Below are 15,861 nucleotides of genomic sequence, written 5' to 3' on the forward strand. Positions count from 1 at the left end.
CCCCGCCGTGGAGTTGCACGGCATCACCAAGCGTTTCCCCGGCGTCGTCGCCAACAAGGACATCGCGATCACCGTTCGCAAGGGCACCGTCCACGCCCTGATCGGCGAGAACGGCGCCGGCAAGTCGACGCTGATGAAGATCCTCTACGGCATGCAGAAGCCGGACGAGGGAACCATCGCGATCGACGGGGAACAGGTCACCTTCTCCAGCCCCGGCGACGCCATCGCCCGCGGGATCGGCATGGTGCACCAGCACTTCATGCTCGCCGACAACCTCACCGTCCTGGAGAACGTGGTCCTCGGCGGCGAGAAGCTCTACGGCATCGGTTCCAAGGCCCGCAAGAAGATCCTGGAGATCTCGCAGGCCTACGGTCTCGGCGTGCGCCCCGACGCCCTGGTCGAGGACCTCGGTGTCGCGGACCGGCAGCGCGTGGAGATCCTCAAGGTCCTCTACCGCGGCGCGCGGATCCTCATCCTCGACGAGCCGACCGCCGTGCTCGTGCCGCAGGAGGTGGACGCCCTCTTCGACAACCTGCGCGAGCTCAAGTCCGAAGGCCTGACGGTCATCTTCATCTCGCACAAGCTGGGCGAGGTCAAGAAGGTCGCCGACGACATCACCGTCATCCGGCGCGGCACCACGGTCGGCACCGCCGACCCGAAGACCGCCACCACCAAGCAGCTCGCCGAGCTGATGGTCGGCGCGGAACTGCCCTCGCCGGAGACCCGCGAGTCGACCGTGACGACCACCCCGATGCTGACGGTGTCGAACCTGACCGTCGCCGCGGGCGACGTCGTCTCCGTCGAGCCGGAGACCATGGCGGGCGCGGACCCGCAGGACTCCTCCCTGCGCGAGCACACCGCGGTGGGACGCCTCCTGCTGGACGACATCAGCTTCACCATCCACAAGGGCGAGATCCTCGGGATCGCCGGCGTCGAGGGCAACGGCCAGACCGAGCTCATCGAGTCGCTCATGGGCATGAGCGCCGCCGACTCCGGCGTCATCACGCTGGACGGCCGGGACATCACCAAGGACACGGTGCGCAAGCGCCGCGTGGGCGGGATCGGTTACATCCCCGAGGACCGCCACCGGCACGGCCTGCTGCTGGAGTCCCCGCTGTGGGAGAACCGCATCCTGGGCCACGTCACCGAGGCGCCGAACTCCAAGCGCGGCATCCTCGACCCGAAGGCCGCCCGCAAGGACACCGAGCGGATCGTGCGCGAGTACGACGTCCGCACGCCCGGCATCGACGTCACCGCGTCCTCGCTCTCCGGCGGCAACCAGCAGAAGCTGATCGTCGGCCGCGAGATGAGCCACAACCCGAAGTTCCTCATCGCCGCCCACCCCACCCGTGGTGTGGACGTCGGTGCGCAGGCGCAGATCTGGGACGCGATCCGCGAGGCCCGCCGCGAGGGCCTGGCCGTCCTGCTGATCTCCGCGGACCTGGACGAGCTGATCGGCCTGTCCGACACCCTGCGCGTGATCTACCGCGGCCGCCTGGTCGCGGACGCCGACCCCGCGACCGTCACCCCCGAAGAGCTCGGCACCGCCATGACGGGCGCCGCCTCCGGGCACCTGGAAGCCACCGACAACCACTCCGCCGCCGGTACCGACGCGGGTACCGCTGCACCGGAGGACGAGGCCCGATGAAGAAATTCGACAAGGACCGGCTGCTCCTCGGCTTCGCCGGGCCCGTGCTCGCCCTGCTGAGCGCCTTCCTGCTGACCGTGATCGTGCTGGCCGCGACGGGGATCGACCCGATCGAGCCGCTGCGCCTCATGGTGGAGAACGCCGGCTACGAGGACGTCCAGGTCCTGATCCTGAACCAGGCCGGTACGTACTACCTGGCAGCCCTGGCCGTGGCCATCGGCTTCCGGATGAACCTCTTCAACATCGGCGTCGACGGCCAGTACCGCCTCGCCGCGATGGTCTCCGCCGTGGTCGGCACCGCCGTCGCGCTGCCCGGTCCGCTGCACATCCTGCTGATCGTGGTCGTGGCCATGCTCACCGGTGCCTTCTGGGCCGGCATCGCGGGCGTGCTGAAGGCCAAGCGCGGCGTCAGCGAGGTCGTCTCCACGATCATGCTGAACGCCATCGCGACCAGCCTGATCGCCTGGCTGATCCTGCCGAAGAACCTGGGCGTCCAGCCCGAGGGCTCCAACGACCTGACGACCGGCGACATCGCCCAGTCCGGTTGGTTCCCGGCCCTGACGATCGGTGACGGCCTGGAGGTCTACGGCTTCACGTTCGTGGCCTTCGCGCTCGGCATCGTCTACTGGTTCGTCCTCAACCGCACCCGCTTCGGCTTCGACCTGCGCGCCACCGGCGCCAGCGAGTCCGCCGCGCAGGCCTCCGGCGTGGACGCCAAGAAGATGATCATCACCTCGATGCTCATCTCGGGCGCGGTCGCCGGCCTGTCCGGCATGCCGCAGCTGCTGGGCGAGACGCACACGTACAACCTGTCCTTCCCGGTGGGCGTCGGCTTCACCGGCATCACCATCGCGCTGCTCGGCCGCAACAGCCCGGTCGGCATCCTCTTCGCCGCGTTCCTGATGGCCTTCATCGACAAGGCCTCGGCCTCGCTCGACACCGAGGGGTACGCGAAGGAGATCGGCACGATCATGAAGGGCCTGATCGTGATCGCGGTCGTGGTCTCGTACGAACTCGTCCGCCGCTACGGAATCCGCCGCCAGCAGCAGAAGGTCGGCGCGGAACTGGCCGCGGGCCACGCCATCAAGACCGACAAGGAGGTCGCGGCGTGAGCACCAGCACCGTTTCCGCGAAATCCGCCGCCCCGAAGAAGCCGGGCGGCCGCAAGAAGCTCACCCTCCCCTGGATCATGCTGATCATCGCGGGCGGGCTCGCGCTGGTCTCCCTGGTCCGCCTGATCAGCGGGGCCGACGACCTGACCTCGGTCGGCCAGGTCTCCGGCGCCCTCTCCCTCGCGGTCCCGATCGGCCTCGCCGGCCTCGGTGGTCTGTGGGCCGAGCGCGCGGGCGTCGTCAACATCGGCCTCGAAGGCATGATGATCCTCGGCACCTGGTTCGGCGCCTGGGCCGGCTACCAGTGGGGTCCTTGGACCGGTGTCCTCGTCGGCATCGCCGGCGGCGCCATCGGCGGCCTGCTGCACGCGATCATCACGATCACCTTCAACGTCAACCACATCGTCTCCGGTGTGGCCATCAACATCCTCGCGCTGGGCTTCACCCAGTACCTGTCGAACTTCACGTTCGCCGAGGCGGAGGGCGGCTCCTCCAAGCAGTCGCCGCGCGTCGAGGAGATCTACAAGATCACCGTGCCGGGGTTGTCCGACTGGATGAAGGACCTCCAGGGAAAGCACTGGTTCTTCGTCTCCGACCTCGCGGGCGTCATCGGCGGCCTGGTCACCGAACTGTCGCTGCTGACCGTCGTCGCGCTGCTGCTGATCCCCGGCACCTGGTGGGTGCTGTGGCGCACCACCTTCGGCCTGCGGCTGCGCTCCTGCGGTGAGAACCCCGTCGCCGCCGAGTCGCTCGGCGTCAACGTCTACAAGTACAAGTACATCGCCGTGATCGTCTCGGGCGGCCTCGCCGGCCTCGGCGGCGCCTTCCTGTCGATCGTCGCCAGCCCCATCTACCAGGAGGGGCAGACCGGCGGCCGCGGCTACATCGGCCTCGCCGCGATGATCTTCGGTAACTGGATGCCGGGCGGCATGGCGCTGGGCGCGGGCCTCTTCGGCTTCACCGACAGCCTCAAGCTGCGCGGCGGCGCGGAGAACGTCCACGCCATGCTGCTGCTGGTCGCGATCCTGCTCACGCTGCTCCTCGCCTGGCAGCTGTACAAGAAGAAGTACGTCCAGGCCGGCGTCTCCGGCGCCTTCGCGGTCCTGCTGTACCTCTGGTACGCCTTCACCGACCAGGTGCCCAGCCAGTTCGTGGACGCCGCCCCGTACCTGACGACGCTCTTCGTGCTCGTCCTGTCGGCGCAGCGCCTGCGGATGCCCAAGGCGGACGGCATGCCGTACCGCAAGGGCCAGGGCAAGTGACCCCGCCCCGCGCGGCGGACTGGGAAGCCCTGCGGACGTACGCCCGGGAGGCGATGACCCGTGCGTACGCCCCCTACTCCGGCTTCCCGGTCGGCGTCGCGGCCCTGGTGGACGACGGCCGCGTCGTGACCGGCTGCAACGTCGAGAACGCCAGCTACGGCCTCGGCCTGTGCGCCGAGTGCGGCCTGGTCTCCTCCCTCCAGGCCACGGGCGGCGGCCGGCTCACGCACTTCACGTGCGTGGACGGCAAGGGCGAGATCCTCGTCCCGTGCGGGCGCTGCCGCCAGCTGCTGTTCGAGTTCGGCGGGCCGGAGCTGCTCGTCGAGACCCCGGACGGGATCCTGCCGCTGAGCGCGATGCTCCCGCAGGCCTTCGGGCCCGACCACCTGAGATAGCCGTGTCGACGGCCCTCCGCCCCCGCCGGGGCGGAGGGCCGTCGGCTTCTCCTCCTCGTTCCACCCCTCATCTCTATGCGCGTAGAAGGAAGTCACCTCATGGACGTCATCTCCGTCATCCGGACCAAGCGGGACCGCGGTGAGCTGAGCCCCGAGCAGATCGACTGGGTCATCGACGCGTACACGCGCGGTGTCGTCGCCGACGAGCAGATGTCGGCGCTGGCGATGGCCATCCTGTTGAACGGCATGAACCGGGCCGAGATCGCCCGCTGGACCGCCGCGATGATCGCCTCCGGCGAGCGGATGAACTTCGACTCCCTCTCCCGCCCGACCGCCGACAAGCACTCCACCGGCGGCGTCGGCGACAAGATCACCCTCCCGCTCGCCCCGCTCGTCGCCGCCTGCGGCGCGGCCGTACCGCAGCTGTCGGGCCGCGGCCTGGGCCACACCGGCGGCACCCTGGACAAGCTGGAGTCCATCCCCGGCTGGCGCGCGCTGCTGTCCAACGAGGAGATGCTGAACGTCCTCGACACCACCGGCGCCGTCATCTGCGCGGCCGGCGACGGCCTGGCCCCCGCCGACAAGAAGCTCTACGCCCTGCGCGACGTCACCGGCACCGTCGAGGCCATCCCGCTGATCGCCTCCTCGATCATGTCGAAGAAGATCGCCGAGGGCACGGGCTCGCTCGTCCTCGACGTCAAGGTCGGCTCCGGCGCCTTCATGAAGAACATCGAGGACGCGCGGGAGCTCGCCTCCACGATGGTGGCCCTCGGCACCGACAGCGGCGTCAAGACGATCGCCCTGCTCACCGACATGTCCACGCCGCTCGGCCTGACCGCCGGCAACGCCCTGGAGATCCGCGAGTCCGTCGAGGTCCTCGCCGGCGGCGGCCCCTCCGACGTCGTCGAGCTGACCTTGGCGCTGGCCCGCGAGATGCTCGACGCGGCCGGGATCAAGGACGCCGACCCGGCGAAGGCCCTGGCGGACGGTTCCGCGATGGACGTGTGGCGCCGGATGATCTCCGCCCAGGGCGGCGACCCGGACGCGGCCCTGCCCGTCGCCCGTGAGCGGCACGTCGTCACCGCCTCCGCCTCGGGCGTCCTGACCCGCCTCGACGCGTACGCCGTCGGCGTCGGCGCCTGGCGGCTGGGCGCGGGCCGCGCCCGCAAGGAGGACCCGGTCCAGGCCGGCGCCGGCATCGAGCTGCACGCCAAGCCGGGCGACACCGTCACCGCGGGCCAGCCCCTGATGACCCTGCACACGGACACCCCGGAGAAGTTCGAGTACGCCCTCGCCTCCCTGGAGGGCTCCTACGACGTGGCCCCGGCCGGCACGGCGTCCTCCGCCACGCCGATCGTCCTGGACCGCATCGCCTGACCTGCGGCTTCCCGTACGGGTGAACGGGACCGGTGGACGCCCACCGGTCCCGTTTCGCCATGCTGGGCTCGGTGTCAACAGTTTGATGAGCGACACCATGAGCGCACGCACCGCACAGCAGGGGCCGACGAACCCCGCGCCGTGACCTGAGCGCCCGGCGGCGATGAGTTCGGTCGGGCCCGGCAGTCACCCCTGCGTGGAGATCATGCGACTCGTCCTGCCCGGCCCCGGACCGGCCCCGCAGGACGTGGCGGGGCTGTGCGCCCGCCTGGAGCTGCTGTACGAGGCCGGCGCGGCCGCGGTGGTGTGCGACGCCGAGGCCGTCACCGCCCCGGGCCTGGGCGCCGTCGAGGCCCTGGCCCGGCTGCGGCTCACCGCCCGGGACCGGCCGTTCCGCGTCACCGGAGCGGGCCCGCGGCTGCGCGGCCTACTGCGCCTCGTCGGTCTCGTCGAGCTGCTCGGGGAGCCCGAACAGCGGGAACCACCGGGCGGTGTCCAGGAAGGCGTTCAGCCCGACGATCCGCCCCCCTGAGACCTCCAGCACCTGGAGCGCCCACGGCGTGTGCCCCTTGCCCGAGGGGTCCGGCCGGTACTGGCCGAACGCCGGCATGCCGTTCGCCGTCGTCGGGACCAGGCGGGAGCCCTTGCAGCCGATGCCCTGGCCCAGGTGCCACGCCGCGATGTCCGCGTGCCCCTGGAGCCACAGGTCGAACGGCGGCATCGACAGCACCGCGTCCTCGTGGAGCAGGGCGGTGAGGCGGGAGATGTCGTACGCCTCGAAGGCGGACAGGTACTGCTCCAGCAGCTTCGCCTGCTCCCCGTCCAGCGGGTCCGCCGCCTCGCTCTCCTGGATCCTGCGACCGGCCAGCGTCGCCCGGGCCCGCTGGAGCGCGCTGTTCACCGAGGCCACCGTGGTGTCCAGGAGCAGGGCGACCTCGTCGGCCTTCCAGGCCAGCACCTCGCGCAGGATCAGCACGGCCCGCTGCTTGGCCGGCAGGTGCTGGAGCGCCGCGACGAACGCCAGCCGGACGGACTCCTTGGCCAGCGCCATCTCCGCCGGGTCGGCGGTGTGCGGCAGCACCCGGCCGTCGGGCACCGGCTCCAGCCAGGTCACCTCGGACCGCTCGTTGAGCACGGCGGAGGCCTGGTGCTGCGGGGCGGTGAGGTCCATCGGACGGGCCCGCTTGTTCCCCGCGCTCAGCAGGTCCAGGCAGACGTTCGTGGCGATCCGGTACAACCACGAGCGCAGCGAGGAACGGCCCTCGAACTTGTCGAAGCCGCGCCAGGCGCGGATGTACGTGTCCTGCACGGCGTCCTCGGCGTCGAAGGCCGAGCCGAGCATCCGGTAGCAGTATCCGGTCAGTTCCACCCGGTAGCGGTCCATCGCGGCGTCGAGGTCCGCTTCCGGTGGTGTCGTAGCGAGGTCGCTCATGGCTGCCGTTTCCCCAGAAGGATTCCGATGCTTCGGAAACTACCCGAGGGCACCGACAACGGCAGCCGCGAGCGGCCCGGTGGATCAGGTTCCGGGCTTGCGCCCGTACACGTACACGTCCTCGCCGTTGGTCAGCATGCTCCAGTACGCCTTTGCGTCGGCGGTGGTCATGTTGACGCAGCCGCCCGAACCCGGGGGGTTCCACATGCTCTTGGGCGTGGAGTGGAAGGCGATCCCGCCGTCGAAGAACTGCGAGTACGGCATCGCGACGTTGTAGAGCGTCGACCAGTGGTTGATGCTGCGGTAGTAGATCTTCTTCAGGCCGGTCCGCGTCGGGGTCTCGGCCTTGCCGGTGCGCACGGGCACCGGCCCGTACTTGAGCGTCGCGCCGTCCTGGATCCAGGTCAGTTGCCGGGTCAGGTCGACGCAGGCGATCCGCCCCAGATTGGTCGGGCACTTGCGGTCGGCGTTCGGGTTCTTCCCGGCCGCCCGCTGGGCCAGCATCGTGTTCATCGTCTGCCAGGTCAGAGGCCCCGCGTACCCCGCTGTGGGGGTTATCCCGTGGGCGGCCTGGAACGACTGGATGGCACTGCAGTCGGCCGCCGACTGGACGCCGTCCACCGGCCTGCCCAGGAACTGTTCCACCTGCCGCTGGTACGGCCCCGTGGTCACGTTGCAGGAAGCGGCCTGAGCCGCCCCGCCGCCCGCGACCACCAGGGGCGCGGCCAGTGCCAACGCCCCGCCGAACACCACTGCTGCCCGTTTCTTCGCACGCGTGCGTATCGCGGCCATTCACCCTCCCCTTGTCCTGCACCGCATCTTGGGGCACGGGTGCGCGCAAGGACAGGGGAAGTTGTGTAACGACCTGGGATTTCCCGGCGCCGACCGCACCGGAACCCCTTTTGTCTCCTCCTGGCCCCTCCTGGACCTCCCGTCTCAGCGGGCGGTCGCCGCCGACAGCGGGATCCGCCGCTCGACGCGGGCCGCGTGGGACCCGTACAGGGTGATCGAGGCGACGCCCACCACCGCCAGCAGCGCGATGCCTACCGTGGCCGCCCACCCCGAGGCGTGGTAGGCCAGCGCGCCCAACGTGCCGCCCGCGCTGGAGCCCAGGTAGTACGCGGACTGGTAGAGCGCGGAGGCCTGTGCGCGGCCCGTCCGCGCCGTCCGGCTCACCGCCGCGGAGGCCACCGCGTGGCCGGCGAAGAAGCCCGCCGTGATCAGCACCAGACCCACCAGGATCGCGGCCAACGAGTCGGCCAGCGACAGCAGCAGGCCCAGGGCCGTCGTCGTGACGGCCAGGTACAGCGCGCCGCGCCGCCCGGTGCGGGCGACCAGCTTCCCGGCGGCCGCCGAGGAGACCGTACCGACCAGGTAGACCAGGAACACCGATCCGACGACGCCCTGACCCAGCGAGAACGGCGCGTCCACCAACCGGAAGCCGATCACCGTGTAGACCGCGCCGAAGACGGTCATGAACAGCGCGCCGATCCCGTACAGCCGCAGCAGCAGCGGATCGCGCAGGTGCCCGGTGACGGTACGTCCCACCGCGCGCGGGTTCAGCGACGCCGGCCGGAAGAACCGGGCCCGGGGCAGCAGCATCAGGAAGGCCACCGCGCAGGCCAGCGCCATCAGGGCGACGCTCAACAGCCCGACCCGCCATCCCCACAGCTGCGCCGCCCAGCCGGTCACGATGCGCCCGCTCATCCCGCCGATGGAGTTGCCCGCCACGAACAGGCCGATCGCGCCGACCAGCGCCTTGGGCCGGACCTCCTCCGCCAGGTAGGCCATCGCGGAGGCCGGGATGCCGGCGATCGCGGCGCCCTGCACCGCGCGGAGCACCACCAGCCACTCCAGGTTCGGCGCGAACGGCACCAGCAGGCCGACGCCGACGGCGAGCACCATCGACCAGGTCATCATCCGGGTCCGGCCGAACCGCTCGGACAGCGCGCTGAGCGGCAGGACGAACAGGGCGAGGGCGCCGGTGGCCGCGGACACCGTCCAGCTGGCCTGACCCGCCGTCACGCCCAACCCGCCGGAGATCGCGGGCAGCAGGGCCTGGGTGGAGTAGAGGAGGGCGAAGGTCGCCAGTCCCGCGGCGAAGAGCGCCAGGCTCATCCGGCGGTAGCCGGGGCGGCCGGGGGAGAGGGGCCCGTCCGTGGCGTCGGCGGAGGTGCCGGGAGCGGGCGGGAGCGGGGACGACAGGGTGGAGGCACCCGAGGTGACGGGTGCCCCGGTATGAGCGGGAGGCATACGACGACCGTAGGCCCGCCTTTTTCATGCGTCCAATGCACAGATTCGCCATAATCGATCCACTCACGCATCACCACAGCTCAGGGCGGCGGATGTCAATGAACCGTTACGAAGAAGACATGGCCGTGACACGCCAGCTGGCCCCCCGGCTCGCCCATTTCGTCGCCGTCGCCCGGCACGAGCACGTCACGCGCGCCGCGCACGAACTGGGCGTTCCGCAGTCCACCCTGTCGCGCGCCATGGTCCGCCTCGAACAGGATCTGGGCGTCACGCTGTTCGCCCGCAAGGGCCGTACCGTCGCCCTCACCACGGCCGGTCGGACCTTCCTCGCCTCCGCCGAGCAGGCCCTCGAAGGGATCGCGCGCGCCGCCGAATCCGTACAGCAGGACGCCGACCCGGCCTTCGGGAAGGTCGCGTTCGGGTTCCTGCACACCCTGGGACCCGAGACCGTGCCGGGCCTGATCCGGGCCTTCCGGGCCGACCACCCCCGGGTGCGGTTCTCCCTCGTGCAGAACTACGGCGAGGCCATGCTGGAGAAGCTCCGGGCCGGTGAGTTGGACCTCTGCCTGACCTCGCCGCTGCCCGACGCCCCCGACCTGGTGGCCCGCCGGCTCGACGAGCAGCGGCTGCGCCTGGTCGTGCCGGACGACCACCGCCTCGCCGGGCGCAAGCGGGTCCGGCTCGCCGAGGCCGCCGAGGAAACCTTCGTCACCCTGGAGGCGGGCTACGGCCTGCGCCGCATCACCGACGACCTGTGCGCGGAGGCCGGCTTCGTCCCCAAGGTGGCCTTCGAGGGCGAGGAGGCCGAAACCCTGCGCGGCCTCGTCGCGGCCGGCCTCGGCGTGGCCCTGCTGCCCCCGCCGGCGGTGCCCCGGCCGGGCGTGGTCGAGCTGACGGTCACGGCCCCGCGCGCGGTGCGGGAGATCGGCGTCGCCTGGCTCGACGGGCACCCCGACACCCCGCCGGTCGCGGAGTTCAAGCGCTTCCTGCTGTCCCGCCGCGGCCGCCTGATCGCGGAACCGGAACCCCTGCCCTGACCGGCCCGCCGGTCCGACCGGCACGGCCTACGGCCGCGGCCCCGCCGTCGGGGAGAGCAAGTACCCTGCCTGGAAGCGGGACTTGGCGCCCACGGCCCGCATGATCTCCGCGATGTGTCGCTGACAGGTCCGCTCCGACATGCCGAGGCGGCGCGCGATCACCTTGTCCTCCAGCCCCTCCGACAGCAGCCGCACGATCGTCTGCCGCAGCTCGTCCGAGATCGACCGCGCCGCGTCCGGGCTCACCGTCGTCGGGAACGGCTCGGCCCCCAACCAGGACCGCTCGAAGGCCGCCGTCATGAAGTGCACGACGTTCGGCTCCCGCACCACCAGCGCCGCCCCGCTGCGGTCCGGCACCGCCATCAACCCCGTGTGCTGGTCGAAGATCAGCATCCGCATCAGCCCGTCGCCGAGCGTGCGCACCTGCGCGCCCAGCGCCGTCACCCGCTCCACGTACGCCGCCGTCGGCCGCGAGTAGCGGGCCGTGTGCTGGTAGATCGTGCGCATCCGCACCCCGCGCGTCAGCAGCGACTCGTCCCGCCCGACCGCGTCCTCCAGCGTCTCCAACGGCCGCCCCCCGCCCGGCTGTGAGGTCAACAGCTCCCGCTCGCACCCCGCCACCAGCTCGGTGATCAGCCCGCGCACCGCGCCCAGGTCCGTCACGAGTTCCAGATGTCCCGAGCCGCTCAGCTCCCGGTACGCCGCCCCCGCCTCGTACGCCGGCACCAGCGACTCCAGCCGCCCGCGCAGCCGGTCCATCTCGTCATGGGTCTCCCGTACGCGCAGCGCCAGCGGGGCCAGGACCCGGGCCGCCGCCGCCCGGGGCGCCACCGCGCTCCACCGCTCCGGCCCCTCGCCCGGGGCCCGCTGGAGCAGCTGCGCCGCCGCCAGCTCGGTGATCGCCGCGCCGGCCCGGGCGCCCAGCGCCGCGCCGGCCTCCGCCGCCGTGAAGGCGCGGCGCTCGACGGCGTACGCGTACAGCCGCCGCGCGGCGGGCGTCAGCTCGCCCCCGTGGTCCCGGTGGTCCGCGTGCTGCCCTCGCCCCCCGGGGAGGCCCTCGGTCCCGTTCACCCCATCGACCTCATCGACCCCGTCGTCTCCGTCGGTAGCGGCTGGCATATGCGTATTCGTCCCTGCATGTGACCGTTTATAAACCCCTCGTGTTCCCGCAAGGCGGCAACTCGACGCGTGCGCGGCCGCTTCCGGCATATGCCGAACCGGCACAGTGGGGGCACGGCGTGACGGGGGGAGCGCGGGATGCGGCAAGGACCGACCGACCAACGGCACCAACCCTTGGCCGTCCTGCTCAGCCCGCGTCCCGCCGAGGTTGCCGCCGCCCGCCGCGCGGGCGCGCGCACCGTGGTGGTCGCGCCGGATCCGTCGGTGCCATCCGACCGTGAGGGGGCGGAGCGGCGGGTACGGACGGACTGGCGCGACCACCCCCGCCTCGTCGCGGAGGTCGGCCGACTGGCGGAGGTCCGCGCCGGCCGGGCCCGCGTCTTCGGCTTCGGCCCCGCCGCGACCCTGGCCGCCGCCCGCGCCAACGAGGCCCTCGGCCTGCCGGGGACCCCCACCACCGCCGTCACCGCCCTCATGGACAAGGCCGCCCTCCGCGCCCGCTCCAACGCCCTGCACCCCGCCCGGCCGGTCTCCTTCGCCCGCTGCGGCCGGGCCGCGCTGATCCCGTTCCTCACCACCCTCATCGGATACCCCTGCGTCATCAAGCCCCGCGCGGGCGCCGACGGGGAGGGCGTACGCCTCGTCGGCGACGCCGCCGCCGCGGAGGCCGCCGCCCCGCACTACCCGGAGATCACCGACCTGCTGGTCGAGGAGTACCTGGAAGGCCCCGAACTCGCGGTGGAGGCGCTCTCCCGCGGGGGCCGGCACCGCGTCCTCGGCTGGACCCGCCGGCTCCCGGGCCCCGGCGCCGGCCTCACCGCCGCCGGCCACGACCTGCCCGTCGCCCTCGACCGGGCCACCGCCGAGGCCGTACGGGCCCTCGTGCGCGGCGTCCTGGACCTCACCGGCCATCACGACGGCCCCTCCCACACGGAGGTCGTGCTCACCCCGCGCGGCCCCCGCCTGGTCGAGGCACACGCCCGACCCGGCTCCGAGGAACTGACCCAGCTGCTGCGCCTCGCGCACGGCACCGACGTCCTCGCCCTCGCGCTCGCCGCCGGCCTCGGCCTCCCGGAGCCGCCGCGCCGCCCCCGGGAGGCCCACGCGGGCCTGCGCTACGTGGACTTCCCGCCCGGCCGCAGACTGGCCGAGGCGGGCCCCCGCCTCGCGGCGGCCCGCGCCGTGCCCGGCGTGGTCCGGGCGCGGCTCACGGTGCCGCCGGACATGGTGGTCCGCACCGCCCCGACGGGCGGCCACCACCACGCCCACCTCCTGGCCACCGCCCCGACGGCCGCGTTACTGAGGAGCACCCTCGACGACGCCGCCGACCTCCTCACCCGCGACCCCCGGGACCCGGCGCCGGGGCGGCCCTGCCGGCCGCCGCGTCAGCCCGACCGCGGCTTCGCGTAGTCCCCGAACCCCGTCCAGTCCAGGACCACGCACGCCTCGTCGCCCACGACCCAGGCGTCGTGTCCCGGCGCGACCTCCATGAAGTCACCGGCGCCGTACTCGGTGCTCGCCCCGTCGTCCATCACGATCTTCATCCGGCCGCTCACCACGTACCCCGTGTGCGCCGCCGTGCAACGGTCCGTGCCGACCAGCGGGCCGACGTGTTCCGTCCAGTGCCATCCCGGCTCGAACACCGCGCGGCCGACCGGCCCGCCGTTCGTCATCAGCAGGTCCAGCCGGCCCGTGGCGTCCCGGAACGGCCGGGTCTCGTCGGCGCTGTCGAAGTTCCTGCGCACCAGTCCGGCCATGACGCGTCGCCGCCTCCCGGTGAGGAGTGCCCCGAGTCCACTTCTCACCCTACGCGCCCGCCACCGCCCGGGGCGGGCCCGGTCAGCCCCGCAAGGAGCGGCCGAAGCCGGAGGCCAGCGGCATCCGCAGACCCAGCGGCGGCGGCGCCGCCAGTGCGTCCGTGACCGGCCGCGAGTACCGCCCCGACACCATGGCGCCCAGCACGAAGTCCACCCCGAGGGCGACCACTTCTGTTTGGTGCTCGCGCAGCCCGTGCCCATCGGAGTGCACCTCGAACCGGCAGGTGGAACGGTTCGCCTTCTTCGCCCGCGCCGCCAACAGGAAGGAGGACTCCGGGTCGCTGCGCGCGTCGTTCGTGCCGTGCACGATCAGCACCTGGCGCCCCGCGAGGTGCTTCACCGGTTCGGGGGAGCCCTCCGCGCCCGCGTCCCCGAGGCAAGGGGCCAGCGCCAGCACGGTGTTGACGGCCCCGTGGCCGCCCGCGCGCAGCGCCGTCCGGCCGCCCGCCCCGTACCCGGCCAGGCACACCGGGACGTCCCCGTACCGTCTCAGGGCCTCGTCCGCCGCCCAGTCGGCGGCCTCCTCCTGCGGCCCCGAACCGTGCTGGACGGTGTGCGCGACCAGCCCGTCCGTCCCGCCCGCCCGGGCCAACGCCCGCGCGAGCGGCCGCAGCGGGCCGGGGGAGAATCTGGACGCCCCGGGGAGCAGGAGCACCACACCACTGACCGTGGAAACCGAACCGTTCGCTCCGGCGGGCCGCCCCAGGCGGGCCCCGCGCGCCGGCGGCGCATGCTGTGCCATGGCGGAACAGTCTCAGACCGCCAGGTGTACGCCACCCGTCCGGACGGTCACTGTTACATATCGGCGACCGTTGCCGGGGCTACGCTCTACGCGCGTAGGAGCTAGAGTGCCCAGATGACGAGCGACACCCCCACCCTGCCCACGCCGGACCAGATCCGCCGCTCCCCGAAGGTGCTCCTGCACGACCACCTCGACGGTGGGCTGCGCCCCGGGACCATCATCGAGCTGGCCCGCGAGGTCGGCTACGAGAGCCTCCCCGAGACCGACGCCGACAAGCTCGGCGTCTGGTTCCGCGAAGCCGCCGACTCCGGCTCCCTCCCGCGCTACCTGGAGACGTTCGCGCACACCTGCGCCGTCATGCAGACGAAGGAGGCGCTCTTCCGGGTCGCCGCCGAGTGCGCCGAGGACCTGGCCGAGGACGGCGTCGTGTACGCCGAGGTCCGCTACGCCCCCGAGCAGCACCTGGAGGCCGGCCTGACCCTCGAAGAGGTCGTCGAGGCCGTGAACGACGGCTTCCGCGAGGGCGAGCGCCGGGCGAAGGCCAACGGCCACCGCATCCGCGTCGGCGCCCTGCTCACCGCGATGCGCCACGCGGCCCGCGCGCTGGAGATCGCCGAGCTGGCGAACCGCTACCGGGACAACGGCGTGGTCGGCTTCGACATCGCCGGCGCCGAGGCCGGGTTCCCTCCCACCCGCCACCTCGACGCCTTCGAGTACCTCAAGCGCGAGAACAACCACTTCACGATCCACGCGGGCGAGGCCTTCGGCCTGCCCTCGATCTGGCAGGCCCTGCAGTGGTGCGGCGCCGACCGGCTCGGCCACGGCGTGAAGATCATCGACGACATCGAGGTCGCCGAGGACGGTTCGGTCACCCTGGGCCGGCTGGCCTCGTACGTCCGGGACAAGCGCATCCCCCTGGAGATGTGCCCGACGTCGAACCTGCAGACGGCCGCGGCCGCCTCGTACGCCGAGCACCCGATCGGCCTGCTGCGCAAGCTGCACTTCCGGCTCACGGTGAACACCGACAACCGGCTGATGAGCGGCACCAGCATGAGCCGCGAGTTCGAGCACCTGATCGACACCTTCGGTTATTCGCTCGACGACATGCAGTGGTTCACCGTCAATGCGATGAAGTCCGCGTTCATTCCTTTCGATGAACGACTGGCCATGATCAACGAGGTCATCAAGCCCGGTTACGCGGAGCTGAAGTCGGAATGGCTGTTCCGTCAGACGGCTTCGACCAGCGGTTCCGTATCGGCCTAGGCCACGGCATGACGTACTGAAAGCGCCCGGGAGGAGCAATTCCCGGGCGCTTTCTCGTATGTGATGATGTTTGCGGTCGGGGGTTTCAAGTGACTAGTTTGCGGAGCCGCTCAATTCCCCGTCGCAAGGACGATCTTTCATGAAGCAGTCTGCTGCCAAGTCCCTCGGTGTCGCTGTCATTGGTGCCGCCCTCGCCGCGGGTGCCGCCGGCACCGCCTCCGCCGCCGGCCTGCCGGCCGCGAACCTGACGGACGCCCTCGGCGCCGTCACCAGCGCCACCAGCTCGGTCACCAACCAGACGCAGGAGGGCCACCAGGGCGAGTCGTCCGACCCGGCCGCCCCCGTCACCGGTCTCCTCGGCGGCCTCCCGGCCCTCGCCGGCGGTCTGCCCGTCGGCGGCTGAC

General features: G+C 72.0%; 16 protein-coding genes. 10 read left to right on the top strand and 6 right to left on the bottom strand.

The window, feature by feature from the left end; all coding sequences use genetic code 11:
• Positions 1 to 7: 7 nt before the first annotated feature.
• The 6 genes from AB0D46_RS22345 to AB0D46_RS22370 all read left to right on the top strand — a co-directional run bounded on the left by AB0D46_RS22345 (position 8) and on the right by AB0D46_RS22370 (position 6,326).
• The gene (locus AB0D46_RS22345) at positions 8 to 1,648 is read left to right on the top strand and encodes an ABC transporter ATP-binding protein (RefSeq protein ID WP_362879823.1); all 1,641 of its coding nucleotides are present in this window, start codon (positions 8 to 10) and stop codon (positions 1,646 to 1,648) included.
• Positions 1,645 to 2,760 carry an ABC transporter permease gene (locus AB0D46_RS22350; RefSeq protein ID WP_362879824.1) on the top strand — a complete coding sequence of 372 codons (1,116 nt, stop codon included), beginning with the start codon at positions 1,645 to 1,647 and terminating at the stop codon, positions 2,758 to 2,760. The genes AB0D46_RS22345 and AB0D46_RS22350 overlap by 4 nt, the downstream gene beginning before the upstream one ends.
• Positions 2,757 to 4,022, top strand: a complete 1,266-nt coding sequence (locus AB0D46_RS22355) for an ABC transporter permease (protein ID WP_362879825.1) — start codon at positions 2,757 to 2,759, stop codon at positions 4,020 to 4,022. Before AB0D46_RS22350 ends, AB0D46_RS22355 begins: the two co-directional genes overlap by 4 nt.
• Positions 4,019 to 4,417, top strand: coding sequence for a cytidine deaminase (locus AB0D46_RS22360; RefSeq protein WP_362879826.1), 399 nt, complete (start codon positions 4,019 to 4,021; stop codon positions 4,415 to 4,417). The genes AB0D46_RS22355 and AB0D46_RS22360 overlap by 4 nt, the downstream gene beginning before the upstream one ends.
• 99 nt (positions 4,418 to 4,516) lie before the next feature.
• The gene (locus tag AB0D46_RS22365) at positions 4,517 to 5,794 is read left to right on the top strand and encodes a thymidine phosphorylase (RefSeq protein WP_362879827.1); all 1,278 of its coding nucleotides are present in this window, start codon (positions 4,517 to 4,519) and stop codon (positions 5,792 to 5,794) included.
• Between the two features lie 205 nt (positions 5,795 to 5,999).
• On the top strand, positions 6,000 to 6,326 hold the full coding sequence (locus tag AB0D46_RS22370) for an STAS domain-containing protein (RefSeq protein WP_362879868.1): 327 nt from the start codon (positions 6,000 to 6,002) through the stop codon (positions 6,324 to 6,326).
• Here the strand turns inward: AB0D46_RS22370 and AB0D46_RS22375 are convergent.
• From AB0D46_RS22375 to AB0D46_RS22385, 3 genes are all read right to left on the bottom strand, one after another.
• A complete protein-coding gene (locus AB0D46_RS22375; protein WP_362879828.1) occupies positions 6,222 to 7,226 on the bottom strand; it encodes a sigma-70 family RNA polymerase sigma factor in 1,005 nt (334 codons plus the stop codon). The genes AB0D46_RS22370 and AB0D46_RS22375 overlap by 105 nt on opposite strands.
• Positions 7,227 to 7,310: 84 nt before the next feature.
• Entirely contained in the window at positions 7,311 to 8,018 is a 708-nt protein-coding gene (locus tag AB0D46_RS22380) for a L,D-transpeptidase (protein WP_362879829.1), read from the bottom strand.
• Between the two features lie 144 nt (positions 8,019 to 8,162).
• The gene (locus AB0D46_RS22385) at positions 8,163 to 9,479 is read right to left on the bottom strand and encodes an MFS transporter (protein ID WP_362879830.1); all 1,317 of its coding nucleotides are present in this window, start codon (positions 9,477 to 9,479) and stop codon (positions 8,163 to 8,165) included.
• A gap of 98 nt (positions 9,480 to 9,577) precedes the next feature.
• Between AB0D46_RS22385 and AB0D46_RS22390 the strand changes: the two genes are divergently transcribed.
• Positions 9,578 to 10,516, top strand: coding sequence for a LysR family transcriptional regulator (locus tag AB0D46_RS22390; protein ID WP_362879831.1), 939 nt, complete (start codon positions 9,578 to 9,580; stop codon positions 10,514 to 10,516).
• A gap of 27 nt (positions 10,517 to 10,543) precedes the next feature.
• Here AB0D46_RS22390 and AB0D46_RS22395 read toward each other — a convergent pair whose 3' ends face one another.
• Positions 10,544 to 11,587, bottom strand: coding sequence for a helix-turn-helix transcriptional regulator (locus AB0D46_RS22395; protein ID WP_362879832.1), 1,044 nt, complete (start codon positions 11,585 to 11,587; stop codon positions 10,544 to 10,546).
• Between the two features lie 186 nt (positions 11,588 to 11,773).
• Here AB0D46_RS22395 and AB0D46_RS22400 point away from each other — a divergent pair, with 186 nt between their 5' ends.
• Entirely contained in the window at positions 11,774 to 13,045 is a 1,272-nt protein-coding gene (locus AB0D46_RS22400) for an ATP-grasp domain-containing protein (RefSeq protein WP_362879833.1), read from the top strand.
• Here the strand turns inward: AB0D46_RS22400 and AB0D46_RS22405 are convergent.
• Together AB0D46_RS22405 and AB0D46_RS22410 are read right to left on the bottom strand one after the other, a co-directional pair.
• Entirely contained in the window at positions 13,021 to 13,392 is a 372-nt protein-coding gene (locus AB0D46_RS22405; RefSeq protein ID WP_362879834.1) for a cupin domain-containing protein, read from the bottom strand. The genes AB0D46_RS22400 and AB0D46_RS22405 overlap by 25 nt on opposite strands.
• A gap of 82 nt (positions 13,393 to 13,474) precedes the next feature.
• Positions 13,475 to 14,194: an alpha/beta hydrolase gene (locus AB0D46_RS22410; protein WP_362879835.1), complete on the bottom strand. Its 720-nt coding sequence runs from the start codon at positions 14,192 to 14,194 to the stop codon at positions 13,475 to 13,477.
• Positions 14,195 to 14,308: 114 nt separating this feature from the next.
• On the opposite strand from AB0D46_RS22410, the gene AB0D46_RS22415 reads away from it, so the two are divergent.
• Both AB0D46_RS22415 and AB0D46_RS22420 read left to right on the top strand, forming a co-directional pair.
• A complete protein-coding gene (locus AB0D46_RS22415) occupies positions 14,309 to 15,457 on the top strand; it encodes an adenosine deaminase (protein ID WP_362879836.1) in 1,149 nt (382 codons plus the stop codon).
• Positions 15,458 to 15,596: 139 nt separating this feature from the next.
• Complete coding sequence (locus tag AB0D46_RS22420) at positions 15,597 to 15,860, top strand: hypothetical protein (RefSeq protein WP_362879837.1); 264 nt, start codon at positions 15,597 to 15,599, stop codon at positions 15,858 to 15,860.
• Position 15,861 lies beyond the last annotated feature (1 nt).

Source organism: Streptomyces sp. NPDC048383 (assembly GCF_040651775.1).
Taxonomy (GTDB): domain Bacteria; phylum Actinomycetota; class Actinomycetes; order Streptomycetales; family Streptomycetaceae; genus Streptomyces.

Excerpts from the sequence above, each read along its gene's own strand:
- AB0D46_RS22350 (WP_362879824.1), top strand. The coding sequence starts at position 1,645 with ATGAAGAAATTCGACAAGGACCGGCTGCTCCTCGGCTTCGCCGGGCCC.
- AB0D46_RS22365 (WP_362879827.1), top strand. The coding sequence starts at position 4,517 with ATGGACGTCATCTCCGTCATCCGGACCAAGCGGGACCGCGGTGAGCTG.
- AB0D46_RS22370 (WP_362879868.1), top strand. The coding sequence starts at position 6,000 with ATGCGACTCGTCCTGCCCGGCCCCGGACCGGCCCCGCAGGACGTGGCG.
- AB0D46_RS22375 (WP_362879828.1), bottom strand. The coding sequence starts at position 7,226 with ATGAGCGACCTCGCTACGACACCACCGGAAGCGGACCTCGACGCCGCG.
- AB0D46_RS22380 (WP_362879829.1), bottom strand. The coding sequence starts at position 8,018 with ATGGCCGCGATACGCACGCGTGCGAAGAAACGGGCAGCAGTGGTGTTC.
- AB0D46_RS22385 (WP_362879830.1), bottom strand. The coding sequence starts at position 9,479 with ATGCCTCCCGCTCATACCGGGGCACCCGTCACCTCGGGTGCCTCCACC.
- AB0D46_RS22390 (WP_362879831.1), top strand. The coding sequence starts at position 9,578 with ATGAACCGTTACGAAGAAGACATGGCCGTGACACGCCAGCTGGCCCCC.
- AB0D46_RS22400 (WP_362879833.1), top strand. The coding sequence starts at position 11,774 with ATGCGGCAAGGACCGACCGACCAACGGCACCAACCCTTGGCCGTCCTG.
- AB0D46_RS22405 (WP_362879834.1), bottom strand. The coding sequence starts at position 13,392 with ATGGCCGGACTGGTGCGCAGGAACTTCGACAGCGCCGACGAGACCCGG.
- AB0D46_RS22410 (WP_362879835.1), bottom strand. The coding sequence starts at position 14,194 with ATGGCACAGCATGCGCCGCCGGCGCGCGGGGCCCGCCTGGGGCGGCCC.
- AB0D46_RS22415 (WP_362879836.1), top strand. The coding sequence starts at position 14,309 with ATGACGAGCGACACCCCCACCCTGCCCACGCCGGACCAGATCCGCCGC.
- AB0D46_RS22420 (WP_362879837.1), top strand. The coding sequence starts at position 15,597 with ATGAAGCAGTCTGCTGCCAAGTCCCTCGGTGTCGCTGTCATTGGTGCC.